25 protein-coding genes, 1 tRNA gene and 1 pseudogene are annotated in these 25248 nt (G+C 68.4%); 13 read left to right on the top strand and 14 right to left on the bottom strand.

Annotated elements, in window-relative coordinates; all coding sequences use genetic code 11:
• Nucleotides 1–18: 18 nt before the first annotated feature.
• The 3 genes from F3H13_RS08065 to F3H13_RS08055 all read right to left on the bottom strand — a co-directional run bounded on the left by F3H13_RS08065 (nt 19) and on the right by F3H13_RS08055 (nt 3915).
• Nucleotides 19–720, bottom strand: coding sequence for a TVP38/TMEM64 family protein (locus F3H13_RS08065; protein WP_149798527.1), 702 nt, complete (start codon nt 718–720; stop codon nt 19–21).
• Between the two features lie 136 nt (nt 721–856).
• A complete protein-coding gene (locus F3H13_RS08060) occupies nt 857–1630 on the bottom strand; it encodes a DUF429 domain-containing protein (protein WP_149798526.1) in 774 nt (257 codons plus the stop codon).
• 386 nt (nt 1631–2016) lie between these two features.
• Nucleotides 2017–3915 carry a methyl-accepting chemotaxis protein gene (locus F3H13_RS08055; RefSeq protein ID WP_149798525.1) on the bottom strand — a complete coding sequence of 633 codons (1899 nt, stop codon included), beginning with the start codon at nt 3913–3915 and terminating at the stop codon, nt 2017–2019.
• 188 nt (nt 3916–4103) lie between these two features.
• Between F3H13_RS08055 and F3H13_RS08050 the strand changes: the two are divergent.
• Nucleotides 4104–4737 (top strand): annotated as a pseudogene (locus tag F3H13_RS08050) (IS6 family transposase).
• Between the two features lie 443 nt (nt 4738–5180).
• On the opposite strand, the gene F3H13_RS08045 reads toward F3H13_RS08050, so the two are convergent.
• The 4 genes from F3H13_RS08045 to trmY form a co-directional block, all read right to left on the bottom strand.
• Nucleotides 5181–5435: a hypothetical protein gene (locus F3H13_RS08045; RefSeq protein WP_149798524.1), complete on the bottom strand. Its 255-nt coding sequence runs from the start codon at nt 5433–5435 to the stop codon at nt 5181–5183.
• A gap of 370 nt (nt 5436–5805) precedes the next feature.
• A tRNA-Pro gene (locus F3H13_RS08040) sits at nt 5806–5878 on the bottom strand.
• A 723-nt stretch (nt 5879–6601) separates the two neighbouring features.
• Nucleotides 6602–7048: a CHY zinc finger protein gene (locus F3H13_RS08035; RefSeq protein ID WP_149798523.1), complete on the bottom strand. Its 447-nt coding sequence runs from the start codon at nt 7046–7048 to the stop codon at nt 6602–6604.
• Nucleotides 7049–7059: 11 nt separating this feature from the next.
• Entirely contained in the window at nt 7060–7674 is a 615-nt protein-coding gene (gene trmY / locus F3H13_RS08030) for a tRNA (pseudouridine(54)-N(1))-methyltransferase TrmY (protein ID WP_149798522.1), read from the bottom strand.
• Between the two features lie 50 nt (nt 7675–7724).
• Here trmY and F3H13_RS16190 point away from each other — a divergent pair, with 50 nt between their 5' ends.
• The gene (locus F3H13_RS16190; RefSeq protein WP_188128027.1) at nt 7725–7865 is read left to right on the top strand and encodes a hypothetical protein; all 141 of its coding nucleotides are present in this window, start codon (nt 7725–7727) and stop codon (nt 7863–7865) included.
• A 24-nt stretch (nt 7866–7889) separates the two neighbouring features.
• On the opposite strand, the gene pyrF is transcribed toward F3H13_RS16190, so the two are convergent.
• Nucleotides 7890–8720: an orotidine-5'-phosphate decarboxylase gene (pyrF, locus tag F3H13_RS08025; protein WP_149798521.1), complete on the bottom strand. Its 831-nt coding sequence runs from the start codon at nt 8718–8720 to the stop codon at nt 7890–7892.
• 256 nt (nt 8721–8976) lie between these two features.
• On the opposite strand from pyrF, the gene arsN2 reads away from it, so the two are divergent.
• Nucleotides 8977–9423, top strand: coding sequence for an arsenic resistance N-acetyltransferase ArsN2 (gene arsN2, locus F3H13_RS08020; RefSeq protein WP_149798520.1), 447 nt, complete (start codon nt 8977–8979; stop codon nt 9421–9423).
• A gap of 37 nt (nt 9424–9460) precedes the next feature.
• Here the strand turns inward: arsN2 and F3H13_RS08015 are convergent, their stop codons facing one another.
• The gene (locus F3H13_RS08015; RefSeq protein WP_149798519.1) at nt 9461–10774 is read right to left on the bottom strand and encodes a carboxylate--amine ligase; all 1314 of its coding nucleotides are present in this window, start codon (nt 10772–10774) and stop codon (nt 9461–9463) included.
• Between the two features lie 150 nt (nt 10775–10924).
• Here F3H13_RS08015 and F3H13_RS08010 point away from each other — a divergent pair, with 150 nt between their 5' ends.
• Both F3H13_RS08010 and F3H13_RS08005 read left to right on the top strand, forming a co-directional pair.
• The gene (locus F3H13_RS08010; protein WP_149798518.1) at nt 10925–11482 is read left to right on the top strand and encodes a DUF5813 family protein; all 558 of its coding nucleotides are present in this window, start codon (nt 10925–10927) and stop codon (nt 11480–11482) included.
• A 118-nt stretch (nt 11483–11600) separates the two neighbouring features.
• Nucleotides 11601–11924 (top strand): hypothetical protein, encoded by a 324-nt coding sequence (locus F3H13_RS08005; RefSeq protein ID WP_149798517.1) that lies wholly within the window; start codon nt 11601–11603, stop codon nt 11922–11924.
• A gap of 21 nt (nt 11925–11945) precedes the next feature.
• Here F3H13_RS08005 and tmk read toward each other — a convergent pair whose 3' ends face one another.
• Complete coding sequence (tmk, locus tag F3H13_RS08000) at nt 11946–12539, bottom strand: dTMP kinase (protein WP_149798516.1); 594 nt, start codon at nt 12537–12539, stop codon at nt 11946–11948.
• A gap of 146 nt (nt 12540–12685) precedes the next feature.
• Here tmk and F3H13_RS07995 point away from each other — a divergent pair, with 146 nt between their 5' ends.
• From F3H13_RS07995 to cofC, 5 genes are all read left to right on the top strand, one after another.
• The gene (locus tag F3H13_RS07995; protein ID WP_149798515.1) at nt 12686–14053 is read left to right on the top strand and encodes a hemolysin family protein; all 1368 of its coding nucleotides are present in this window, start codon (nt 12686–12688) and stop codon (nt 14051–14053) included.
• 96 nt (nt 14054–14149) lie between these two features.
• Nucleotides 14150–15013, top strand: coding sequence for a universal stress protein (locus F3H13_RS07990; RefSeq protein WP_149798514.1), 864 nt, complete (start codon nt 14150–14152; stop codon nt 15011–15013).
• Between the two features lie 98 nt (nt 15014–15111).
• Nucleotides 15112–16008: a complex I NDUFA9 subunit family protein gene (locus F3H13_RS07985; RefSeq protein ID WP_149798513.1), complete on the top strand. Its 897-nt coding sequence runs from the start codon at nt 15112–15114 to the stop codon at nt 16006–16008.
• A gap of 124 nt (nt 16009–16132) precedes the next feature.
• On the top strand, nt 16133–17311 hold the full coding sequence (locus F3H13_RS07980; RefSeq protein ID WP_188128026.1) for a tubulin/FtsZ family protein: 1179 nt from the start codon (nt 16133–16135) through the stop codon (nt 17309–17311).
• A gap of 18 nt (nt 17312–17329) precedes the next feature.
• The gene (gene cofC, locus F3H13_RS07975; protein ID WP_149798512.1) at nt 17330–17977 is read left to right on the top strand and encodes a 2-phospho-L-lactate guanylyltransferase; all 648 of its coding nucleotides are present in this window, start codon (nt 17330–17332) and stop codon (nt 17975–17977) included.
• Between the two features lie 44 nt (nt 17978–18021).
• Here the strand turns inward: cofC and F3H13_RS07970 are convergent, their stop codons facing one another.
• Nucleotides 18022–18414 (bottom strand): hypothetical protein, encoded by a 393-nt coding sequence (locus F3H13_RS07970; protein ID WP_149798511.1) that lies wholly within the window; start codon nt 18412–18414, stop codon nt 18022–18024.
• A 206-nt stretch (nt 18415–18620) separates the two neighbouring features.
• Between F3H13_RS07970 and cofG the strand changes: the two genes are divergently transcribed.
• Nucleotides 18621–19784: a 7,8-didemethyl-8-hydroxy-5-deazariboflavin synthase subunit CofG gene (gene cofG, locus F3H13_RS07965; protein WP_149798510.1), complete on the top strand. Its 1164-nt coding sequence runs from the start codon at nt 18621–18623 to the stop codon at nt 19782–19784.
• Between the two features lie 108 nt (nt 19785–19892).
• A complete protein-coding gene (locus tag F3H13_RS07960; RefSeq protein ID WP_149798509.1) occupies nt 19893–20753 on the top strand; it encodes a mechanosensitive ion channel family protein in 861 nt (286 codons plus the stop codon).
• A 24-nt stretch (nt 20754–20777) separates the two neighbouring features.
• Here F3H13_RS07960 and F3H13_RS07955 read toward each other — a convergent pair whose 3' ends face one another.
• Nucleotides 20778–22229 carry an MATE family efflux transporter gene (locus tag F3H13_RS07955; RefSeq protein ID WP_149798508.1) on the bottom strand — a complete coding sequence of 484 codons (1452 nt, stop codon included), beginning with the start codon at nt 22227–22229 and terminating at the stop codon, nt 20778–20780.
• 101 nt (nt 22230–22330) lie between these two features.
• Between F3H13_RS07955 and thiE the strand changes: the two genes are divergently transcribed.
• Nucleotides 22331–22963, top strand: a complete 633-nt coding sequence (gene thiE, locus F3H13_RS07950) for a thiamine phosphate synthase (protein ID WP_149798507.1) — start codon at nt 22331–22333, stop codon at nt 22961–22963.
• A 47-nt stretch (nt 22964–23010) separates the two neighbouring features.
• Here thiE and F3H13_RS07945 read toward each other — a convergent pair whose 3' ends face one another.
• A complete protein-coding gene (locus tag F3H13_RS07945; RefSeq protein ID WP_149798506.1) occupies nt 23011–23862 on the bottom strand; it encodes an SDR family oxidoreductase in 852 nt (283 codons plus the stop codon).
• 512 nt (nt 23863–24374) lie between these two features.
• Nucleotides 24375–25160 carry an SDR family oxidoreductase gene (locus tag F3H13_RS07940; protein ID WP_149798505.1) on the bottom strand — a complete coding sequence of 262 codons (786 nt, stop codon included), beginning with the start codon at nt 25158–25160 and terminating at the stop codon, nt 24375–24377.
• Between the last annotated feature and the right edge of the window lie 88 nt (nt 25161–25248).

Here is a 25248-nt window from a genome sequence, read left to right as displayed (position 1 = left end):
ACGCCCGTTTCGAGCCCCTCAGAAGGGGAGCCGGGGCTCGACGCGCTCGACGAGGTCGCGGACCGCCTCCTGCTTGTAGTAGCCGACCGCGGACGCGACCACGACGACCGCGACGAGCGCCATCGCCGAGATGAACCGCCCGCTCGCGAGCTCCCCGCCGGCGTACACCGTCAGGACGTACGCCGGGAGGCGGCCGACGGCGATGACGGCGATGAAGGTGGGGAGCGACCACTTGGTGAGCCCGCTCAGGAAGCAGATGGCGTCGTCGGGGAGCCCGGGGATGATGACGAACGCGAACAGCCCGGGGATCCCGACGGTGTCGACGAACCCGTCGAACCGCTCGATCACGTCCTCGTGGATGACCTTCTCGACGAAGGAGCGACCGTAGCGCTTGGAGAGCGAGAAGGCGACCGCGCTGCCGATGAGGACGCCGGTGAGGCTGTAGACGGTCCCGGCCACCGGGCCGAAGAGGTAGCCTGCGACGAGGGCGACGACCTGTCCCGGAATCGGGGCGACGATGACTTGGAGGGCCTGGATGCCGATGAAGACGATGGGGGCGAAGACGCCGAACTGGTCGAGCCACGTCCGGAGGGCCCGCGCGTCGGTGATGAAGCCCGCGTAGCGGCTCACGACGACGTAGAGACCGACCGCGAGGACCGCGACGCCGACCGCGGCCGCGATCCCCCGCCGGCGGTCCGCCCGCGAGGAGAAGAGTTTCATTCGTGTCGTAGCGGGTGACAGAGGGTCTTGAACCTTACCAACGCCGGGATCGGATCGACCGCGCGTTCCGACACGCGACCGCATGCCTCGTTTCCCGCTCCGACACGCGGCCGTATGCCTCGGTTCCCGCTCCGTCTCACGCCAGCGGCGCCGCGCTCCAGTACGCCATCCGCATCGGAATTCCCTCGCTGTCGCGGTGCGTCTCTCTTTCCGGGAGGAACCGGAGGTCGTCGACCGGGCGGCGAGCGACGACCGCCAGCCCGAGTGCGTCGACGGCGTCGTCGACTGTCGGGTCCGCGTCGGCCGCGACATCGGCCGGTGCGTCCGTGAGCTGTCGGCAGATCCGGCCGAGCGCGGCGCCCGGGTCGTCGAGGTGACCGTCGAGCGCGCCGAGTCGCTCGCCCACGCCCGGCGCCGTCGTCTTCGAGCGTTCGAGCGGGCTGCCGTTGAGTCCGCGGAAGCACACCTCCGGGTGCGCCTCCATCACGCTCTCGCGGGCCGCCTCGTCGCGCCGGAGGAACGCGTCCACCTCGCCCACCGCCGGCGCGATGTGGTACGACTGGCGGCTGAGTCCCTTGTCGAGGTCCGCGCGGTTCCGTTCGTTCACCGCCTCGTAGTCCGCCCCTTCCATCGCGGCCTCGCACGCGCGCCGCGACGGAACGGGAAAGACGCTGCTCGGGCGCTCCGCTGCCGACCGCGCGGCCGAGTCGACCGCCTCGCGGGCGGCCAGGGTCTCCGCGTCGTCCGGGAGCCCGATCGGCACGTCGACTAGGAGTCGGTCGACGCCGGCGTTCCACAGCGCTTCGAGGTCGCGTTCGAGGCGCGCCGCTGGTTCGTTGTCGCCGTCGAACACGACCGCGAGCCACGCGCCGCCCGCCCAGTCGACGCCCGCGACGGTCTTGGTTGGCATCGCTAACCGGTTCGGGCTCTGGACACTCAACCGGTTCGGTGCGTCGAACGAGGGAGGGCGCTATCGCTCGTCTATTTAAAAGGTGCGGGAGAAGTGGGCGATCGCGTTAAGTTAAGCAGAAACGCAAGACTGCGAGAGTATCCTGCGAGTTGGGAAAACCAATTTATATACTCAAGACGGGTAGTAGCTCCGGGAGAAACAGGATATAGCTTCTCAGTTCTCCTTCCCGTTGATCGTCAGAACACGATCAGCTACAACATTCTAGAACACTTCAGAGAAATCGCATGACTGTAGCCATGTTGGTACTAACTTACTGCGACCCTCTCAGCCTTCGACTCACACACATGAGTGCCGGGAACGCCCGCAGGGCGTTCAGTAGCTGAACGTCACTCCATGCTGCCACCGTCACCCACTGCCGTGAGCGAACTACCGGCTTGAATCCCTACCTGTTCGCCCGTTGCAGCACTACCCCGTTGAGGGTCCACATCAATAGTTAACCCACTGAGGCGGTCTTGAAGCTTCTCTGCTCGCTCTGTGAGATTCTCTGCGTTCTGAGAGACCTCCGCAAGCGATGAGGTTTGTTCCTCGGCTGCTGCTGAAACGTTATCGGATTCGCTGTTCACTTCATTTGCCGCGTTAGCGACCTCCTCGACGATGCTCACGACTTCCTCTGTAGAGGCAGCTTGACTGTCTGTTGCGTCGCTAATCTCTTGGATACCATCATTAACTCCTTCGACGGTAGTTGTGATCCCATCGAGCGCAGTGAGAGCCGACTCAACCGTGTCAGCACCCGAACGAACCCGCTCCTGCATTGCCTCCATATCCTCAACAGTCTCATCGGAGTTAGACTGGACGCGCTCGATACGCTCAGTAACGTCATCCGCCGCCTCCGCAGTCTCCTCTGCAAGCCCTTTCACTTCGTCCGCCACCACCGCGAACCCTGACCCGGCCTCACCAGCACGAGCCGCTTCTATCGAGGCATTCAGCGCGAGCAAGTTCGTCTGCCCAGCAATATCCTCGATCAACTCCACAACCTCTCCAATTTCATCGAGCTCGCTCGCCAGCGTGTTGACCTGATCGACCGTCTGCTCAGACTGAGACTCGATATCTTCCATCTCATCAATCGCTTCTGACGCCGCGGCTTGGCCGTTATTACTGAGCTCAACTGCATCCTCCGAGGCTGTAGCAACTTCGTCTGCTGAGGACGCAACTTCTTCAACTGTCCCAGAGAGATTCTGCATCTCGTTCGACGCCTCTCGGCTCTGCCCGTGCTGTGTATCCGCGTCTGCCGAAATCGCTTGGATAGAGTCCGCGACCTGCTCGCTCGCACGCTGTGTCTCTGCCGTCGATGAACTCACGTCTTCACTTGCGGACGCCACCTCATCTGCGAAATTTTGGATCTGCGCGAACGTCAGTTCAAGATCTTCTACCATATCGTTGAACGTGGTGGCGATGTCCCCCATTGCCTCGTTGCTCACGTCGGTATCGAGTCGCCGGGTGAAATCACCGGCTGCACACTCGACCATGACCGACTGGTAATCGGCAGCGGCCTGCTCAAGTTCCGCGTTAAGCTCCTGCATCTCCTGGCGCTGTTCGGCCGCCTCCTCTTCTTTATCCTTGGCGCGATCTCTCGCTTCCTTTGCTTCTTCCAGTTTCTCTTGGACCTTCTCGCGGGCCTGTTGTCGCTGAATCGCGAGCGACTGCCAAAGGAACGTGATTGTCCCCGCAAGCATCAGCACCCCAAGAGCGTGTATCCCGCCCCAGACGATTGGGTTAGCCATCGCTGCCGGATGATTGTAGACTGTGAACCACTCTAGGAGCCCGAAGACGCTGTGTTGGAGGGCGACATATCCGATTGTGATCGCGAACGGCACCCAGTCTTCGTAGAGTGCGACAAGCCCGACTCCCACAAAGTAGAGGAAATGTGCCTCGATGAATCCGCCTGTAAAGTAGGCTAGCACCGACCCTTGTACCATGAACGCAATCGAGCCGGTAGCTGCGCTAATTCTGCGAGGGAGTACCGGGAGTACAGCTATCACCACCAATCCAAACACGATACCAGTGCCAACAACGGAGTGGAGCAGTGGGATGACCGGTAATTCGGCACCAGTGATCGACTCCATTCCGGTCATCCGGCTGACTCCGAAGACAAACGGAAGCAACGCGAGCGTGAACGCCAACACACCGATGTGCCGCCGGCTGAATGTCTCGTCAGGAATCTCTGTGCCATTCGGCGTGTTCTCTATGTACTGCTGAAGCGCCGATTCGGTGTTTTCCAAGCCCATATCTTGATACTGCTCGATCCGCTATTTAACGCCTCTCGTCGGGTTCTCGTTTTTGAGAACTGTTTGTTTTGGTGAACCCGATGCCGGCCCCGGGGCACTGTTTGAGCGATTGCCCGGGGTTGTAGACTGCGGTGGTTAACACGAGTTCGCGGAACTCGCGGTACCACATGTGGGGGTGGTTGTGATCTATGCCCGAAAATGACCGTCTCAACGGCTGTTTAAACGGGATCAGCTTAGAGTTTGTGGAGCGCGAGGCAACACCGAAACTGTTGATGAAGCTCAGTATTCAGCAACACTTGTCTGGATTATCGCTTTCGAATACTGTTTCGTTTCTTGGGGTATTTGGTGTTGATCGGGTTCGATCCACTGTTCATAACTGGGTTCACAAGGCCGATCGACAGCCGGAATCTGGTCGGAGCCCGAATCACGTTGCGGTTGATGAAACGGTGATTCAGCTTGACGATAAAAATATTGGCCGTACGCTGCCGTCGATCCTGACTCAAACGATTTACTTTACACAAAGCTTGAGCCGACAAGAACGAACGTGATCGCAGATCAGTTCTTCGCGGAACGCCGCGAAAAACACGACGTGGATGACGCGATCTTTCTCGTTGATGGTGCGGTTCCACTTCAGCGAGCATGTGAAAACCGTGGCCTCGATTTCAGATACGAACGACATGGAAATCGGAACAGCGTCGAACGTGTCTTTCGTGAGGTAAAACGTAGAACTACCACTTTTCAAACTGTTTCAACAACGCCGAAGCAGAAACTGCTGACGAGTGGCTGAGATCGTTCGCGCTCGCATGGAATCAGCTTATCTGAACACGAGGGATCAGGCTGTGTGACGGTTTATTATGGTTCGAACGCGATCGCTGTTCGACTCCAGAGCAAAACCCATGAACGCGGGGACTCCAGGTTGCGACGCGATTCGAATCAACCACGGCGGTGCGGTGCTGTGATGTCGGAGCCGACGCTGTGTTGCGGTTTCGTCGGCTCCGAACAAAGTGCGGGAGAAGTGGGCCGGCACGACGGGGAATTACGACAGAAATCGACCGTGACAGGCTCTAACGGGTGTACAGAGAGATAGCACGAGTCCAGGGCACCGAGAGACCACCACCTGCCCGGTCGGCGGCGCGGACCCCCCATTGAGGGGGGCCCGCGCCCCTCGACGCGGGCCGTCTCGGGCCGCAGGCGGCCGACAGGGGGTATGGGTGGGTCGGCAGGTGGGTGGGTTCGGTGTTACCACCGAATCCCCCACAACAGGGTCACAGGCGCTCTTGTAGCTCTCCGAGGCTACTGGCGATCTGTAGATGCGCCTCATGGAGTTGCTGAAGCGTCCGGTCGAGGTCGTCGACGTCTTCGAGGTCGGGGCCACGACCGAGATCTTGGTCCAGAGCGGCCTTGGCAGAAACCGTGACAGCCTCCGACATGTTGTCTAAATCGCCGGAAATCATGACCTGTGCGAGCAGGTTGGCGGTCTCGTCGGAGACCGTGATCGACTGGTAGCCTTCAGGTGGCATGCGGGTGAACAAATCGCCCGATACCGTAAATAACTATCTCTTACTGTATTCTGTACTGTAAATTCCTGAAGTGCCTGAAAACAGCCGGTACAGTCGTTTACAGAGTTAGTCTCCTTGGAAGGCCAAGGCGGACCGCACCGCCACCCGTTCGGCTCCCTCCGGTCGCCGGTGCGCGGTCGGCACCGTTCGGTCCGGGTCCGCCGGACCTCACGGACCGCAAGGTTGCCGACCGCTTGGAGAGAAGGCGGGAGCTCACGTCGGGCGGTCTGCCAGCAGTAGCGGGCGGACTGCCGGGCGGTCCAGCTGGCGAAACAGCTGGACTGCCGGGCGAAGAGAGGTCTCTGAGGCTGGAAAAAGTATAAGGGGGTAGTGGGCCGGCACGAATTTGAATCGTGGTTACGGCCACCCGAAGGCCGAAGGATACCAAGCTACCCCACCGGCCCGCACTCGACAGAAGGCCGCTCGTTCTTTTAATCCTTCCGAAAGGGGGGCGATCAGAGAAGATCAGATAGAACGAGAATCGGTGAGGACCGGGCAAATTGGCGGCAGCCACGGCCACCGCCAAAAGTCAGGCAGTTTAGTTATAAATGATAGAACGCAGATCGACAGGTGACAGAGCCAAGGTCACTTTCAGTTGTTTATAAATGGGTGATCTCGGATCGTCGGTGGACATCACCAAAGCCCCAGTCGCGAGGCTATACGTAGATGCCTGCTGATCGACGACGAACACCACCAAAGCCCTAGCCGCTCGGCTATACGTAGATGCCTGCTGATCGACGACGAACACCACCAAAGCCCTAGCCGCTCGGCTATACGTAGATGCCTGCTGATCGACGACGAACACCACCAAAGCCCCAGCCGCGAGGCCGCAGTACGCTCGTTGCGCGCTTCAGTCGCTCACTCCGTTCGCTCCTTCCAGTGCTTACGTCGTCATCAGAACGCCTCGCGTTCTGATTGGCTCACGAGAGCTCCGCTCTCGTGAACGCCTACTGCGGCCTCGCGACTGCCCCTTTGAGTCCCGCCCCGCCCCGCCCCGCACCGCGACCGCACCTCACGCCTCCCCAGCCTCGCGGTTCGCGCTCTGCGAGCGCTCACCGCGTCCCTCGCACGCGCTCCTCGCGCCCGATGGGCGCTCGGAGGCGCGCGCCACCGCACCGGCTCGTCACTTATAAATCGTCCTTGTCCTCCCCGCCGTCCGACCCTTTCACCTCGAAGTACCGGTCGCGGTGTTTTCGACAACCGGGGTTGAACCGCGCGTCGCACGCGGGACAGGCGTCTGTTCCGTCGAGATAGGCCCGGGCGGTGAGCGTCGCCCCGCAGACGCCGCACAGGACCGCCGGCTCGTCGAAGCGCTCGCGGGGCCACGGGACCGCCTCGTGGCCGGTGGCCGCGTCGTGACAGGCGTCGCAGGGGTAGTACGTCTCACAGCATCCGAACCGGAGCGCGACCACGTCGACGGGGGCGTCCCAGTGCGCGCAGCGCGTCTCGGGGTCGACGTCGATTCCGCGCAGGGGGACCTCGAAGCGCGGGTCGGTGTCCGGGGCGGTCGTCGTCTTTCGGTCGGCGGGCGGCGTCGTCTCGCGGTCGGAGGGGTCGGAGGAATCGGTCGGCATCGGTCTCGGGGTCAGTACTCGGCGTACCCGTCGGTGTCGAGCCAGTTGTGGACCACCGTGATCGTGTGATCTGCGTGGAGGAGTTCGGGCCCGACGCGCAGCCGTCGCTCGGCGCGGTCGGCGATCGCCGCCGCCTCCGTGTCGGCGAAGTCGTGGTGGTCCGAGAGCACGAACACGGGGTCGGTCGGTGGCTCGGCGTCGACGAGCGGGTCGCCCTCCTCGTGGAGGTGGACGAGCGTTCCGTCCGGGCCGCGGCCGTCGTCGCCGACGAGTCGGTCGAGCGTCGCGTCGAGTCCCATCCGGCGGAGTTCGACGCCCGGGGAGACGTCCGCGGGCATGTGCCCGATCGCGTCCGCCTTCGCGGCGAGCGCGTCGCGGACCCGCGCGGCGACGTTGCGCTCGTCGGGGTGGAGGTGCCGGAGCGTGTCGGAATCGAAGGTGACGGTGAACTCGTCGGCGACGACGAGGTGGACCCGGACCGACTCGCGGATCCCGTGCGAGAGGAAGACGCCGGCGCTGACGCACCGACAGAGGAGGTCGAGCCGCCCGGCGCCCGGGACGTCCGACAGCGAGATCGCGTCGGGGTCGATGGGCACGTCGCGGCCGATGACGACGAACTGGCGCATATCCGGGGCTCGCCCCCGATCCTGATAAGGCGTGCGACCCAACTGCCGCCGTGAGCCTCACCGGACTCTGTCAGGTCTGCGAGGCGGCCACCGCGACCCGCACCTGCGACCGCTGCGGCCGCGCCGTCTGCGACGACCACTGGGACGAGTCGGCCCGCGCCTGTTCCGGGTGTGCCGCCGGACGCGGGTAGCGGGCCCCCGAGCGGCACGCGAGCCTAGCGGTGTCGGTTCAGCCGCTTCGTGAGCCGCTTGGCCGCGTCGCCGGCGGCGCCGAAGTACGTCGCCTCGTCGCCGGGGCGGCTCGACTCCTCGCCGGCGAAGATGATCCCGCGCGAGGAGTTCACGAGGCCGACGTCGACCGGGAGGTCCGGCCGCGAGGCCAACCCGTGCTCGACCGCGGCCTCGGCGTCGCCCCCCTGCGCGCCCACGCCGGGGACGAGGAAGGGGATCTCCGGGACGATCTCCCGGACCGCCTCCAGCTCCTCGGGCGTCGTCGCGCCCACGACGAGGCCGACGTTGTCGTTCGCGTTCCACACGTCCGCGAGCGCGGCGACGCGCTCATAGAGCGGCTCGCCGGAGGCGAGTTCGAGGTCCTGGAGGTCGGCCCCGCCCGGGTTCGAGGTGCGACAGAGCGCGAACACGCCCTTGTCCGCGCGGTCGAGGAACGGCTGGAGCGAGTCGCGCCCGAGGTAGGGATTCACGGTGATCGCGTCGACCCAGTCGAGGACCTCGGCGTACTGACGCGCGGTGTTTCCGATGTCGCCGCGCTTCGCGTCGAGGAGGACGGGGACGCCCTTTCCCTCGGCGTACGCCGCGGTCTCCCGGAGGGCGCGCCAGCCGTCGGGGTCCTCGTAGAAGGCGGCGTTCGGCTTGTAGCAGGCGGCGTGCTCGTGAGTCGCGTCGATGATCCGGCGGTTGAACGCCCACCGCGGGAGGTCGGCGTCGATCACGGTCTCGGGGAGCCGGCTCGGGTCGGGGTCGAGCCCGACCGAGACGACGCTGTCGACCGCGTCAATCCGGTCCGCGAGCGTCTCGAAGAAGCCCATACGCGCCCTGCGTCGGCGGGCGCACTAACCGTTGTGTTCCGCGGTAGGGCGACTCACAGTGGTCGCGCGCGTCGACCGCCGGTGTGTTCGTACCGCCCGCTGACCGATTCCGTCTGCTGACCGACTTCGCCTGCTGACCGACTTCGCCTGCTGACCGACTTCGCCTGCTGACCGACTTCGCCTGCTGACCGACTCCGCCTGCTGACCAGCCCCGACCGCCGCCGATCGCCCTTGGGTTGAATACGATCGGCCGCCCATGGCAAGTGTGTCGTCGATACGGCTCGACGCTGCCGCGGGGGAGCTCGACTACGTCGAGACGCTTCTGGAGCGGAACGGGCTCCCCGCCGAGGACGTGGGAGACTCCCCGGCGAACTTCTACGTGGCCACAGTCGGCGGCGAGCGGATCGGGGTCGGCGGGATCGAGCCGTACGGTCGCGTGGGGCTCCTCCGATCGGTCGTCGTGGACGCCCGGAAGCGCGGGGTCGGCTACGGGAGCGCGATCTGTGACGCGTTGGAAACGAGAGCACGGAAGGGGGGGGTTAAAGAGCTCTACCTCCTCACGACGACCGCGTCGGGGTTTTTCTCCGAGCGGGGATACGCTGCGATAGAGCGGACGGACGCTCCGGAGGCGATCCGGAACACGACGGAGTTCGCGGACCTCTGTCCGGCGTCCGCCGTCTGTATGCGAAAGACGTTGAACTGACCGGCTCCCCCCGGCGGGCCACACTCGGTCGACCGGGTCAACAGGAGCAGTAGTACTCGCGGTCAACGAACTCGGTCTCGAACAGCTTCGCGGCCGGGCCCGGGTCGGAGGGCCGGTAGACGCCGGTCGTGAGGTTCCCCTCGCGCTCGAACGCGCCGGAGACGAGCCGGCGCCAGTCGGCCGCCGACAGCTGGTCCCAGAAGGCGTCGTCGCCCGCTAAAAGCGAGAGGTAGTCGCGGAGGTACACCCACCGCGTCAGCTCGACGCCGTCGGACTCGTAGCTCGCGTCTGTGACCGCGGCGTAGGCGGCCATCGGGAGGTTCGCGCCCGCGGCGACCGGCATCGAGATCCACTTCCACGGCCGGGTGTTGACGTCGAGCAGCAGGAACTCCCCGCGGGCCTCGTCGTAGACGAACTCCGCCTCGCTGATGCCGTGGTAGTCCGCGTCGTCGAGGACAGCCAGCGCGCGCTCCTCGATCGCCGGCTCGTCGGCCGTCTCCACGAGACAGGACGTGCCGAAGTTGCGGGGGTACCGGACCGCGGCGTTGCCCACGACCGCGAGCGCGTCATCGCGCCCGGACGGGGGGACGTAGGAGGCCAGCGAGTGGTCCCTCCCGGTCGCGATGTCGACGCGCTTCTGGGCCATCACCGCGATCCCCGCGTCGCTCGCGGCCGCGACGACGTCCGCGAACTCCCCGCGGTCCGCGACCTCGATCACGTTGGTACCGAACGCCTCCTCGAAATCGCGCTTGAGCTCGGGCTTCACCACCAGCGGGAAGCCGAGCGCCTCCGCGGCCTCGTCGACCGTCGCGTCCGCCTCGCGGGTCCCGGCCGCCGCGGTCTCCGCCAGCCGGTACGTCTCCGGATAGGGGACGCCGAGCCGCTCGCAGGTCGCGTACAGCTCGGACTTGTTCAATACGTCGTCGAGCGTGTCGCTCCCGGCGAAGGGGAGCCGGACGCCGTCGGGGTCGGCCTCGGCGTACGAGAGCGCCCACTCGTCCATACAGCCGAACGCGACCGCCTCCGCGCCCGCGGCGTCGACGATCGCCTCCACGTCTTCCCGGAACCCGTCGAGGTCGTCGAGCGGGTACGTCACCGCGCCCGCGAAGTCGACCGCGTCCGAGGGCGGCGCGAGCCCGTCGTGCGTGACGGTCCCCGTCTCGGCTCCCGCGCCGCCGGCGTCCCCGCCCGCTCGGTCGAGCGCGATCACGGGCACGTCGTGGGCGTCGAGCGCCCGAGCGACGCCGAGCCCGGTGATGTGCGCGTTGCTGACGAGCGCCGGCGGGCGGTCGAAGTCGGCGTCCGCGAGCGCGTCGATCAGTCCCTCCGTGGACCGAAACGTGTCTGCCATACCCGGTCTCGGCGGTCGACGCACAAAAGGGCCCGACGTACCGGCCCGGAGTGCCCGTATCGGTGACGGGGCCGGCGCGAACCGCGTCGGCGTCGCGGCTCGCGCGGGCGACGCGAGCGGCTTTTCACGGCGCGTCGCCTCCGGATCGGTATGAGCGAAACCGAGGACGACGACGCCGAGCGCGACGACGGCGCGGGCGACAAGCCCGACCCGACGGACGAACTCCCCGACCGGGTCCGGCGGGCGTTCGCAGACCACGGCTCCTTCGAGCGCGACGGGGACGGCTGGGTCTCGACGACGACCGCGTTCGACGGGCGCGTTCGCGCGGCGCCCGCCGAGGAGGGCCGGATCCGCTTTGCGGTCACCGTCCGCGTGCCGACGCTCTCGGCGGTCACCGCCGACGAGGTCGCCGACGTGGTCGGGGACGGCTGGGCCGACACGTTCGAACGCCGCGTCGTCGACGTCGGCGGCGTCACCCGAACGGATCGGGAGTTCGACCCGGTCGTCGAGGGCGAGGTCGACGAGATCACGGTCGCGTACGCGCTCACGGATATCAACGAGCGGCGGGGTGTCGACGACGCGGGCGCGCTGATCGACTTCGTCGAGGGGACGTACGTTCAGGGAGTGATCCCGGGGTACGAGTACACCGAGCCCGTCTCGGACCTGCTCTCGGCAGCGCGACAGCAGGGCGGCGGCGGTCCGGTCTGAGGGAGGTCCGCCCAAGGCGAGCGACGGCGGTCCGATCTGATGGAGGTCCGCCCAAGGCGAGCGACGGCGGTCCGGGTGCGGCCGATAGCGGGAAGTGTCGCCGGTCCGTACGGCGACCATGCTCGCGCTGTTCGGGTTCGGCAGCCTCCTCGCCCTGGTCGCGTTCCACACGTTCCTCGCCGGGGTCGCGACCCGGTTCTTTCGGATTCAGCTCTCGACGTCGTGGGGGTCGGTCGTCTACACGCTCGTGTTGACCCCCCTGCTGTTGCTCGTCTCGACGCTCGTGTTCACCGGCGCGCTCGGCGTCGGGACCGGGATCAACGTCGGGAGCTCGACGATCCTGCTGGCGCTTTTGATCGCGCTTCCGCTGGCGCTCGGCGTCGCTATCGACTACCTCTACGTCCCGTCGCCTGACGAGTACGAGCTTCCAGACACGCGCTGAGAATCCTCGGACGAGACGGCGTCAGCGGTCGACCAGCCCGGCCACAATGTCCTCGACGCGCGCCACCACGTCCTCGGGCGCGCGAGCGGCGTCGACCCGGTGGAACCGACCGGGGTCGGCGTCGATCAGGCGCTCGTAGTTGTCGCGCACGGCGGCGAGGTAGCCGCCGCGCTCGAACTTGTCGCTCCGGCCGGCGCGCTCGGCCCCGGTCTCGGGGTCTACGTCGAGGTAGATGGTCGCGTCCGGCGGACGCGAGAACGCGGCGTGGATCCCCCGGACGTACTCCAGCGGGCGCTGGATCTCCGTGTCGGCGCGCGCGAGCGTCGCCCCCTGATAGGCGAACCGCGAGTCCGAGTAGCGGTCGGAGACCACGAGGTCGCCGCCGGCGAGCGCCGGCCGCACCGTCTCCGAGAGGTGGTTCGCGTGGTCGGCGGTGTATAAGAACAGCTCCGCGAGCGGGTCGGCGTCCGGGTCGCCCATCGAGCGCCCCACAGCCTCCCCGTACCAGCTGTCGGTGGGTTCGCGGGTGAACGTCGCGTCGGGGTACACGTCGTGGAGCGCCTCCCAGACCGTCGTCTTGCCGCTGCCGTCGAGCCCCTCCAGCGTGATCAGCATGGTCGCGTTCCGCCGCGGCGAGGAATAAACGGCCCGGGTCGAGACGGCGCCTGCCGGCCCCGCCCGACCATCTTTTTAGTTACCCCTCCCCGAACGGCCCGCATGGTCGTCGACTCGTCAGCCGCTCGCGCGTTCGGAGGTGACGGATGGTAGCCGTCGCCGTCTCGCTCTCGCGGGTGGCGGCCGCCCTCGTGTTGGTCGTTCTGAACGGCTTCTTCGTCGCCTCGGAGTTCGCGTTCGTCAGGATCCGGGCCACCTCGGTCGACCAGCTAGTCGAGGAGGGGAAGGCGGGCGCGGAGACGCTCCAGGAGGTGATGACCAACCTCGACGACTACCTCGCGGCGACCCAGCTCGGGATCACGCTCGCGTCGCTCGGGCTGGGGTGGATCGGCGAGCCCGCGGTCGCGGCGCTGATCGAACCCGTCCTCGGCCCGCTGCTGCCCGAGGGGCTGGTTCACCTCGTCGCGTTCGCGATCGGGTTCTCCTTTATCACCTTCCTCCACGTCGTCTTCGGCGAGCTCGCGCCGAAGACCATCGCCATCGCGCAGGCGGAGCGGATCTCGCTGCTCCTCGCGCCGCCGATGAAGCTCTCGTACCTGATCTTCTCGCCCGGTATCGCGGTGTTCAACGGCACGGCGAACGCCTTCACGAGCCTGATCGGCGTGCCGCCCGCCTCGGAGAGCGACGAGACGCTCGAAGAGCGGGAGATCCGGCGCGTGCTGGCTCGGGCCGGCGAGGCCGGCCACGTCGACGAGTCCGAGGTCGCGATGATCGAGGGCGTCTTCGAGCTCGACGACACCGCGGCCCGCGAGCTGATGGTCCCCCGCCCGGACGTCGTCTCGCTGCCCGCGGACGCGTCGCTCTCGGCGATCCGCGGGACGGTCCTCGACGCCGGCCACACTCGGTACCCGGTCGTCGAGAACGACGACGCCGACCGCGTCGTCGGCTTCGTGGACGTGAAGGACGTGCTGCGCGCGACCGAGGCGGGCGACGACGGCGCGACCGCGACCGACCTCGCGCGGGAGATCCTCGTCGTCCCGGAGACGACGAGCGCGAGCGACCTCCTCGTCCAGTTTCGCGACGAGCGCCGGCAGATGGCGGCCGTGATCGACGAGTGGGGCGCCTTCGAGGGGATCGCGACCGTCGAGGACGTCGCCGAGGCGCTCGTCGGCGACCTCCGCGACGAGTTCGACGTCGCAGAGCGCCGCCACACGGTCCAGCGGACCGGCGACCGGACGCACGAGGCCGACGGGTCGGTCGCGCTCGCCGACGTCAACGACGCGCTCGGCACCGACCTCAGCGGCGACGGCTACGAGACGCTCGGCGGGTTCGTCCTCGACCGGATCGGGCGCTCGCCCGAGGTGGGCGACGTCGCGGAGACGGAGCGGTTCGCCTTCGAGGTCACCGCGGTCGACGGCGCGCGCATCTCGACGGTCCGCGTCACGCGGCGCGACGACCCCGAGGGATCGGCGGCCGCCGAGCACGCGGACGCCCCCGGCGACGACGCGGCCTGACGGCGTCGAGCGGGCCCTCCCGTGACCGGGACCGGACGGTCCCGCGGCGCGGCGACGACGCGAGCGTTTTTCACCTGTGGCCGCGACCGGTCGCGTATGTTCGACCGGATCTGCGTCCCCACCGACGGCAGCGACGCGGCCGCGGCGGCCTTCGAGCACGTCCTGGCGGTCGCGGCCGACCACGGCGCGACGGTCCACCTCCTCCACGTCGCGGACACGACCCGCGACAGCGTGACGCGGATCGGTGGCGACGTGGTCGACGTGCTTGAGCGCGAGGGCGAGTCGATCGTCGAGGAGGCGGCCGCCCGCGCCGCCGAGGCGGGCGTTGACGCTGAGACCGCTGTCCGACAGGGCGGCGTCCCCGAGACGGTCGCCGCGTACGCCGAGGAGGTCGACGCCGACCTCGTCGCGATGTCGACGCGCGGGCGGCAGGGGGTCGAGCGCCTCGTCGGCAGCACCACCGAGCGCGTCGTCCGGCGGTCGCCGGTGCCAGTGCTGGCCCTCCGCCCGGGCGACGAATCGGTCCCGTACCCGTACGAGGACGTCCTGGTACCGACCGACGGGAGCCCTGCCGCGACCGCCGCGCTCGACCGCGCGCTCCCGGTCGCGGAGCGCGCGGGCGCGACGGTCCACGTCCTCTCGGTCGTCGACACCGGCGGGATCGGCATCGGGGACCACGTCGAGGTGGACGTCCTCTCGGAGTACGCCGACGACGCGGTCGCCGCGGGCGTCGAGCGCGTCGAGGCCGCCGGGTTGGAGGCGGTCGGCGCCGTCGAAGTCGCCTCCTCGGCCGCGCGCGGGATCCGAGCGTACGTCGACGACCCCGGCGTCGACCTCGTGGCGATGGGGACCCACGGCCGGACCGGCGTGGGACGGTACCTGCTGGGGAGCGTCGCCGAGCGCACCCTCCGCAGCGCCCCCGTGCCGGTGTTGACGGTCCCGGTTCCAGACGGGGAGTAGTCCGGCCGTTCGCGTTCGCGTCGGCCGCCAACGCGTCGGATTTCGGGAGCGTCTGACGCCGCGGTAGGTTTACGGGGCTTCCACGCGATATGAATCGCATGAAAGTGTTGGTAGCCGGCGGGACCGGGTTCATCGGATCGTACCTCTGTCGGGCGCTCGCGGACGACGGCCACGCGGTGACCGCGCTCTCCCGCTCGCCGGAGGAGACGCCGGACGGCGTGTCGGGCGTCACCGGCGACGTGACCGACTACGACTCCATCGAGTCGGCGGTCAAGGGGCACGACGCGGTCGTGAACTTAGTCGCGCTCTCGCCGCTTTTCGAACCGGACGGCGGCAACCGGATGCACGACCGGATCCACCGCGGCGGGACCGCGAACCTCGTCCGCGCGGCGGAGGCGGGCGGCGTCGACGGGTTCGTCCAGCTGAGCGCGCTCGGCGCGGACCCGGACGGCGACACCGCGTACATTCGCGCGAAGGGCGAGGCCGAGGAGATCGTCCGCGAGAGCGACCTCGACTGGACGATCTTCCGCCCCTCCGTCGTCTTCGGCGAGGGAGGGGAGTTCGTCTCGTTCACCAAGCGCCTGAAGGGGATGTTCGCGCCGGGCGTCCCGCTGTACCCGCTTCCGGGCGGCGGGAAGACGCGCTTCCAGCCGATCCACGTCGAAGACCTCGTCCCGATGATCGCCGCCGCGGTGACCGACGACGCGCACGCCGGCGAGACGTACGAGATCGGCGGCCCGGAGGTGCTCACGCTCCGGCAGGTGACGGACCTCGTCTACGAGGCGGAGAAGAAGGGCGTCACCATCGTCCCGCTCCCCATGCCGCTCGCGAAGATCGGGCTTTCCGTCCTCGGCGCGGTCCCCGGCTTCCCGATGGGAGCGGACCAGTACCGGTCGCTGAAGTTCGACAACACGACCGCCGACAACGACGTTGAGGCGTTCGGGGCGGACACGGCCGAACTGACGACGCTCGGCGAACACCTCGGGATCCGATGACCGGGGATCCGATGACCGGTGGACCGAACGTGTCAACTGCGCTAATCTCAGCGCTGGTAACGGCAACCGAAGGCTTATATACGAGATCGCGCTCTGTTCAGTTCAAACGCGGAGGGAGCACACGATGAAACTCGCAATGATCGGATTCGGACAGGCGGGGGGTAAAGTAGTTGACAAGTTCTTGGAGTACGATAAGCGGACGGGCTCCGAGATCGTTCGGGCCGCGGCGGCCGTCAACACCGCGAAGGCCGACCTCATGGGACTCGAACACATCTCCGAGGACCAGCGCGTCCTCATCGGCCAGTCCCGGGTGAAGGGCCACGGCGTCGGCGCGGACAACGAGCTGGGCGCGGAGATCGCCGAGGAGGACATCGATGAGGTTCAGGGCGCGATCGACTCGATCCCGGTCCACGAGGTCGACGCCTTCCTCGTCGTCGCCGGGCTCGGCGGCGGGACGGGCTCCGGCGGCGCACCGGTGCTCGCGAAACACCTCAAGCGGATCTACACCGAGCCAGTCTACGGGCTGGGCATCCTGCCGGGCAGCGACGAAGGGGGCATCTACACCCTCAACGCGGCCCGCTCGTTCCAGACGTTCGTCCGCGAGGTGGACAACCTCATGGTGTTCGACAACGACGCCTGGCGGAAGACGGGCGAGTCCGTCCAGGGCGGCTACGAGGAGATCAACGAGGAGATCGTCCGGCGGTTCGGAATTCTGTTCGGCGCCGGCGAGATCCAGCAGGGACAGGAGATCGCCGAGAGCGTCGTCGACTCCTCCGAGATCATCAACACGCTATCGGGCGGCGGCGTCTCCACCGTCGGCTACGCCGAGGAGGAGGTCGAGGAGCGCTCCTCGGGCGGCCTGCTCTCGCGGCTGCGCGACGACGGCAACGACGAAGAGCTCGACAGCGCACACACCACGAACCGGATCACCAGCCTCGTCCGCAAGGCGGCGCTCGGCCGGCTCACGCTCCCCTGCGAGATCGAGGGCGCGGAGCGCGCGCTGCTCGTGCTCGCCGGCCCGCCGGAGTACCTCAACCGGAAGGGCATCGAGCGCGGCCGCAAGTGGCTCGAAGAGCAGACCGGCTCGATGGAGGTCCGCGGCGGGGACTACCCGTACCGCGGCGCCGGCTTCGTCGCGACGGTCATCCTGCTCGCGGGCGTCACGAACGTCCCGCGGATCAAGGAGCTCCAGCAGGTCGCCATCGAGGCGCAGGACAACTTAGACGAGATCCGCGAGGAGAGCGACGAGAACCTCGACGAGCTCGTCAGCGACGACAGCGACGAGCTGGAATCCCTGTTCTAAGGCGCTCCGCTCCTCGCGATGGAGGTCATCGTCCCCTTTTCGACCGACCGTCCGAAGTCCCGACTCTCCGACGTCCTCTCGCCGGACGAGCGAAGCGAGTTCGCCAGGGCGATGCTCGACGACGTGCTCGACGCCGTCGCCGCCGCCGGGGGCGACCCCCGAGTCCTCGCCACCGACGCGGTCGACGTTGAGCCCCCGGTCACCGTCGACGACCGCCCGCTGACGACCGCCGTCAACGCGGCGCTGGACGCGCGGCTGGGAGCGGACGGCGAACGCGGAGAAGCTGTTGAGCCGGTCGCCGTCGTGATGGCGGACCTCGCGCTCGCGACCCCGGCGGCGCTCGACCGGCTCTTCGAAGCCGGCCGAGATACGGACGTCGCGATGGCGCCGGGCCGCGGGGGCGGCACGAACGCCTTCGTCGCCTCGCACCCGGAGTTCCGGGTGGACTACCACGGCGCGTCGTACCTCGACCACCGCGAGATCGCGAGCGAAATCGGCGCGGCGTTCGCCGCGGTCGACTCCCGGCGCCTCGGGACCGACGTCGACGAGCCCGACGACCTCGCCGAGGTGCTGATCCACGGCGAGGGGCGGGCGGCGTCGTGGCTCCGCGAGGCCGGCTTCGAACTCGACGCGTCCGAGGGGCGCGTGGCGGCGGTTCGAGACTGAGCCGCCGCTGGACTGCGTCAGACGTGTGTCCGTCCCGGCGGCGTTCACCGCCGAGTTAGCTCGCCCGTCTCTTGGATGTCGAAGGTAATGGCCTCCGTCCCGTCTCCCGACGGGATGAAATGAACGTGACCCTCGTCGGTCAGTTTCGAGTTCTCCTCGTACGCGCGATAGCGGACGAGATACCGTCGCGCCTCGACGACTCCCTCGTCCGCCGCCGTTCCGTCGGGTCCGACGTCGAACGACGAACTGAACTCCCTCGCCGCGGCCTCCGACGCACCGTCTTCGTAAAACACCACTTCGACGGCGTAGGAGACGTCCGTCTGGTTGAACACGGTCACGTCGACCCGGGCGTCGCGCGATCGGAGTCGCGAGCAGCCGGCGGAGGCACCGGTCGCGACGACACCGATCGCCCGGAGAACGGAGCGGCGGGAGGGCATGCTCCTACGATTGGGAGACGCGGTGTATCGGCTTTTCGGCTCGCTTTCGAACCGCACGCGTCCTATCTCGCGCGGCGACCGGACGTTCCGCCCGAGCCGTCGGCCGATGCGTGTTCTCCCCCCGCGGCCGCGACGTAACCGGATCCGGTATCGACGGGGGATCCGCAACCGCGATTCTTTTTAAACGCCGACCGCGAGTGTCGCCCGTGTTCGCCGGGGCCGAGAAGTACGACGTCGACGTCGCGGTCGACGAGCGGGCGGTCGAGCGGCTGCTCTCGGTCCGCCCGGGCGACGTCGACGCCGCGGATCGGCTCACCTTCGCGCGCAACGTCTTCATCCCGCTCACCACGGCGTGTCGGTACACCTGTACGTACTGCACCTACTACGACGTCCCCGGCGAGGCGTCGCTCCTGTCGCCCGATGAGGTTCGCGAGCAGTGCCGCGTCGGCGCCGACGCGGGCTGTACGGAGGCGCTTTTCACCTTCGGCGACGAGCCCGACGACCGGTACACCGCGGTCCACGAGACGCTCGCCGAGTGGGGGTTCGACTCGATCCACGACTACCTCTACCGGGCCTGCGAGATCGCCTTGGAGGAGGGGCTGCTCCCGCACTCGAACCCCGGCGACCTGACCGAGTCGCAGTTCGCCGCCCTCCGGGAGGTGAACGCGTCGATGGGCGTCATGCTAGAGACGACCGCCGACGTCGACGCGCACTCGGGGGGCAGACGGAAGACGCCGGGCCAGCGGCTCAACACGATCCGCGCGGCGGGCCGGCAGGGCGTCCCGTTCACGACCGGAATATTGGTCGGGATCGGCGAGGACTGGCGCGACCGCGCCGAGAGTCTGCTCGCGATCCGCGAGCTCCACGAGCGACACGGTCACGTCCAGGAAGTGATAGTCCAGAACGTCGTCCCCAACGAGCGCTCCGACTTCCCGAAGCCGGACCTCTCGACGATGCGGCGGGTCGTCGCGATGGCCCGCGCGGCGCTCCCGCCCGAGGTGTCGGTTCAGGTGCCGCCGAACCTCTCCCCGGCGGCCGACCTCGTCGACTGCGGGATCGACGACCTCGGCGGCGTTTCGCCGGTAACGGACGACTACATCAACCCGGCGTACGAGTGGCCCGACCTCCGCGGGCTCGAAGCGGTCGCCGACGCTGGCGGCGCCCCGCTCCGCGAGCGCCTCCCGACGTACGCCCGGTACCTCCCGGACGACGTCCGGCCCGCCGGCGCTGGCTCCGCGCCCGACCCCGACGGCCGCGAGGCGTGGATCCCGGCGGCGGTCCGGGAGCGGATCGCCGCGGACGACGTCCACGGGCGACGGCTGCGCGCGGTCGCGCGCGGCGACGGGCCGCTCGCGGTGCGGAGCGACTGACGCTCCGCGGGCCCGATCGGCCGCTCACGCCGCAGTCGCCCGCCGTACCGGACGTAAACAACCGCGGTGCCAGTACCTTCTTTATATATTCGACGTAAAGACGGGACGATGTACCCATTACAGGCCGACGCGGTCACGAACGCGGTCGACGTGGCGGCGATCGCGACGACGGCGCTCCGGTTCGTCGCCGGCTTCGTCGTCGTGTTGCTGCTCGGAAAGCTCGTCTTACTTCCCGGGCTTCGGCGGATCATCAGGGCTCGCGGGTTCGACGAGGCCGTGTTGAGCCTCGGCACGAACGTCCTCAACACCGTCGTCTGGGTGGCGGCGGTCGCGATCGGCTTCGCGGTGGCCGGCTACGGGAGCTTCCTCTCGGCGTTCGCGGTGTTCGGCGGCGCCATCGCGCTCGCGGTCGGCTTCGCGGCCCAGGACCTCCTCGGGAACTTCGTCGCCGGCGTCTTCATTCTCAAGGACAAGCCGTTCGAGGTCGGCGACTGGATCGAGTGGAACGATAACGCCGGTCGCGTCGAGGAGATCGACCTGCGCGTCTCGCGCGTCCGGACGTTCGACAACGAGCTGGTGACGGTTCCGAACAGCGACCTCGCGAACAACGCGCTCACGAACCCCGTCGCCTACGACACGCTCAGACAGAAGTTCGTCTTCGGGATCGGCTACGACGACGACATCGAGCAGGCGACGGACATCATCGTAGAGCAGGCCGAGGCCCACGAGGAGATACTCGACGACCCCGGCGTCTCGGTCCGGCTGGTCGAGCTCGGCGACTCCGCCGTCGGGCTCCAGTCGCGCTGGTGGATCGCCGACCCTGACCGCGGCGACTTCGTCCGCGTGCGCTCCGAGTACGTCACCGCGGTGAAGGAGGCGTTCGACGAGGCCAGCATCGACATGCCGTACGTCCACCGGCAGCTCACCGGGAGCGTGGAAGTGATCGAAGACGTCGCCGCCGAGGAGTAGGCTGCAGCGGCGACCGCACCCCACCTACCCGACCTCTTCCTCGACGTCGCCCGCGTCGGGCCGGTACTGCCGGCTGACCGCCTGCCACCGGTTCGACCGGAACCGGTAGCCGTTCAGGCCGGCCGGCACGAGCTTCTCCGCCACCAGCGCCGCGTAGAGGCCGCCGACGCCGAGCGGCGTGACGAGGCCGACGAGCGCGACCGGGAGCGCGAAGGCGTACAGCCCGATCATCGACGCGACGAAGGGCCACCGCGTGTCGCCCGCGCCGCGCAGCGAGCCCGTGATCGACCCGTCGACGCCGAGCGGCACCGCGCTCACCGCGGCCGCGACGACGAACGCCGCGGTCGCGCCCACCGCGGCCGGGTCGTCGACGAACACGTCGGCGATCGGCGTGGCGGCGAGGATCACCGCGGCCGACGCGAGGACGTAGACGACCGCCGACAGCGCGATCACGTCGCGGCCGTACGCGGTCGCGAGCGACTCCTCGCCCGCGCCGAGCCGCTGGCCGACGAGCGTGCTCGCGGCGATCGAGAAGCCCCAGCTGAAGCTCCCCAGCAAGGCCCGCACCCGGCGGCCGACCTCCAGGGCGGCGACCGTCGCAGAGCCGAACGACGAGGCGATCCACAGCAGCGGGAACACCACGACCCCCTCGGCCACCCGGCGCGCGACGAGGGGCGCAGAGACCCGGAGGAGCTGTCGGGTCAGTCCGGCGTCGAACCACGGCCCGGAGCGCCCAACCGGGACTGGCGAGGCGCCGCGGCCGAAGTACGAGCGGCCGGTCATCCCCCACGCGAGCACGAGCCCGACGGCGGCGATGGAGACCGCGGTGCCGAGGCCCGCGCCGAACACGCCCAGCCCGGCGCCGAGGACGAGCCAGACCGTGAGGACGACGTTCAACAGCGCGCCGCCGGCACGCGCGACCATCGGGGTGCGTGTGTCGCCGACGCCGGCGTACGTCCGGCTGGCGATCATGTTGAAGAACTCGAAGGCGAGCGCGGGCGCCGTGACGACGAGGTAGGTCGTCCCGGCGGACAGCGCGGCTCCCTCGCCGCCGACGAGGGCGACCAGCCGCTCCGCGCCGAGGACGTAGCCCGCGACGATCGGCGCGACGAGGAGCGCGGCCACGATCAGCGACTGCTTGACGACGAGCCCCGCCCGCCCGCGCTCGTCGCCGCCGTAGTTCTGCGAGACGAGCGAGACGGTGCCGCCCGCGAGCCCGATGGAGACGAACTTCGCCAGCTGCCAGAACGCGAAGGCGTACCCGAGCCCGGCAACCGCCGAGACGCCGACCGCGTAGCCGATCACCGCGAGGTCCACGGTGTTCTTCGACATGATCGCGAACCCCGTCACGATCCGGGGCCACGCGAGCCCCATCGTCTCGTCGAGCCGCGACCGGTCGATGACGCCGGCCCGGTCGAGCGCGCCCGCGACCGCCTCGCCGACGCGGACGGCGCCGTTCCGGAGCCGGGATAGCATTGGACAGTGATACGCTCTGGGCGGGCTTGTGTCTGTCCGTCCCGGACAGGGACGCGACCGTAGCGCAACCGTTTTCACCCACTCGCGTGCGAAAACCATGTATGAATACCACCGAGTGGCAGACGTACCTCGTCACGGCCGAGAGCCGTTCCGCGGGACGGACGACCCCGGAGGTCGTCGGGGCCGCGCTCGACGGCGGGGTCGACGTCGTTCAGCTTCGCGACAAGGCGACGAGCGCGCGGGAGCGCTACGAGACCGGACTCCAACTGCGCGAGCTGACCGCCGACGCGGGAGTACCGCTGCTCGTCAACGACCGGATCGACCTCGCCGCCGCGATAGACGCGGACGGCGTCCACCTCGGGCAGTCCGACCTTCCAGTCGCCGTCGCCCGCGAACAGCTCGGCGAGGACGCCGTCGTCGGCGTCTCGGCCTCGACCGCCGAGCAGGCGAGGGCGGCCGAGGCGGCGGGCGCGGACTACCTCGGCGTCGGCGCCGTCTACGGCACCGACTCGAAGGACGTCTCCGGCGACCGGGACGGGATCGGGACCGAGCGAGTCGCCGCGGTCGCCGACGCGGTCGAGCTCCCGGTGATCGGGATCGGCGGCATCGACGCGAACAACGCGGCACCCGTCATCGAGGCGGGCGCGACCGGCGTGGCAGTCCTGTCGGCGATCACGGCCGCCGAGGACCCGGAGACGGCGGCCGCGGCGCTGCGGGAGACGGTGACAGAGTAGCGGCGTAGCGGCGTGACGGAGTATCGGCGTCGCGGAGTGACGAGCCCCTACTCCTCGCGTTCGAACTCGGGGGCGAACAGCCGCGCGGACATCGGGGCCGGGTCGCCCTCGGTGAGGTTGTACTCGGAGAAGTCAGTCACGCCCGCCTCGCGGAGGAGGTCCTCGTCGTAGAAGCTGTTGCCCGTACACTCGGCGGGGTCGCGCGCGAGGATTTCGAGGACCGCGTCGGAGACGACCTCGGGGGTGCGCCAGTCGTCTTCGGTCCCCAGGCCGAAGTAGCGCGTCGCGCGGGTGTCGATGGTCGTCACCGGCCAGAAGGTGTTACAGCCCACGTCGTCGCTCGCCAGCTCCTCGGCGAGCGAGAGCGTGATGAACGACATCCCGAGCTTCGACCACGCGTACGGCGCCTTGCCCGGCGAGCGGTCGGTCGTTATCGGCGGCGAGTTCGACAGCAGCCACGCCCCGTCGAGGCCCGCGAGGTGGTCGGCGAAGGCGTGCGCGACGAGGTGGGTGCCGCGGACGTTCACGTCGGTGAGGAGGTCGAACCGGTCCGCCGGGAGGTCCGCGATGTTCGCCAGCTGGATCGCGCTCGCGTTGTTGATGACGATGTCGACCTCGTCGAAGTGGTCGATCGACTCCTCGACGACCGCCTCGACGCGCTCGGCGTCGCGGAGGTCGAGTTCGAGCGCGAGCGCCTCGGACCCGATCTCGCGCACCTCGCGCGCCGTCTGCTCGATCGACCCCGCCAGCTCGGAGTCGTCGTCGTCGGTCGTCTTGCCCGTCGAGACGACGTTACAGCCCCGCTCGGCGAGCGCGAGCGCGATCTGTTTGCCGATGCCGCGAGTCGTTCCGGTGATAAACGCCGTCGAGCCCGAGAGGTCGGGGTCCGCGAGTGCCATACCCCCCTGTTCGACCGACCGCGGGATAATTCTCGGTGGTCGAGCGCGGAATCGACGATGCGATATTTAAATACCGACGAGCGGGGCGACGATATCTTATAAATATCAACTGCGGTGGCGCGTGCCTGCGAGCGGCCGCCCCCGGCGGCCGCGAGGAGCACGCGCGAGGGACGCGGCGACCGGAGCGAAGCGGAGGGAGCCGCGAGGCTGGGGAGGCGTGAGGCTGCTGTGCGGTCGCAGTCGGGGAGGACTCAAAGGGGCAGTCGAGAGGCGGGCGCAGGCGACGTAAGCACCGCAGGGAGCGAACGGAGTGAGCGACCGAGGAGCGCAGCGAGCGTGCGCCCGCCTCCCGACTGGGGCTTTGGAGGTGTTCGCCGCCGATCTGCGATCAGATATTATAAGCGAGCGACTGGGGCTTTGGAGGTGTTCGTCTCTGACCTCTGGTTAATCATTTATAAGCGAGCGGTTGGGACAGTAACACTCTCTCTCGCCGATCCGAACGTAATCCAGTCTTATCGCGTCGCGGACTTCCACTCGCGCAGCCCCACCCGCTCGCCGTTTAACTCCTCGGCGGGCGCCTCGGTGGCGGCCCAGACGAAAAGCGGCGCGACGCTCTCGGGGTCGCGGGCGCGCTCCTTCCCGGTGAGGTCGGTGGCGACGAGGCCGGGGTCGACGACGCCGACCGTCGCGTCGAGGTCGGCGGCGAAGCCACGCGCGACCGCCTCGGCGGCCGCCTTCGAGACCGCGTACGCGCCCATCCCGGGCTTCGACTCGGCCGCGACCGCGCCCGACGGGACGAGGACGCGCGCGTCGTCGGCGAGGTGGGGAACGGCCTCGCGTATCGTGGCGAACACGCCGCGCGCGTTCGTTCGCATCGTGTCGTCGTAGTCGGCGTACGCCACCTCGGTCGTCGGCCGCTCGCCCGGCGCGCCGTGGAACACGCCGGCGTTCGCGAACACGACGTCGACCGGGCCGGCCTCGCGGGCGACGCGCTCGAAGAAGCGCTCGAGGTCGAACTCGTCGCGCACGTCGACGCGGTCGCCCCAGGCGGTGCCGCGCTCGGTGCCGGCCTCGCCCGCCGAGCCGCCGTCGGCCTCGTCGCCGTCATCCGTCTCGTCGCCATCGCCGCTCGCGTCGCCGGAGTCGCCGCCCTCGCCGTTCAGCGCCGCGACGGTCCGATCGACGGCCGCGCCGTCGCGTCCGGAGACGGCGACGAACGCCCCCTCGTCGACGAACGCCTCGGCGACGGCTCGTCCGATCCCGCTCGTTGCCCCGGTGATCGCGACCGTCAGATCCATGTGGAAACGAGTACGCGCGTCGGCGACTTAGTGGTATCCACTCAGTGCGAGGGGCGGGCGTCGGCGCCCTTCCGCGCGGCGCGACGAG

Origin of the sequence: Halorubrum xinjiangense, assembly GCF_900102375.1 — an archaeon.
Taxonomy (GTDB): domain Archaea; phylum Halobacteriota; class Halobacteria; order Halobacteriales; family Haloferacaceae; genus Halorubrum; species Halorubrum xinjiangense.
Note: the sequence above shows the minus strand (reverse complement) of the source record. Positions and strands in the feature narration are given on the sequence as shown.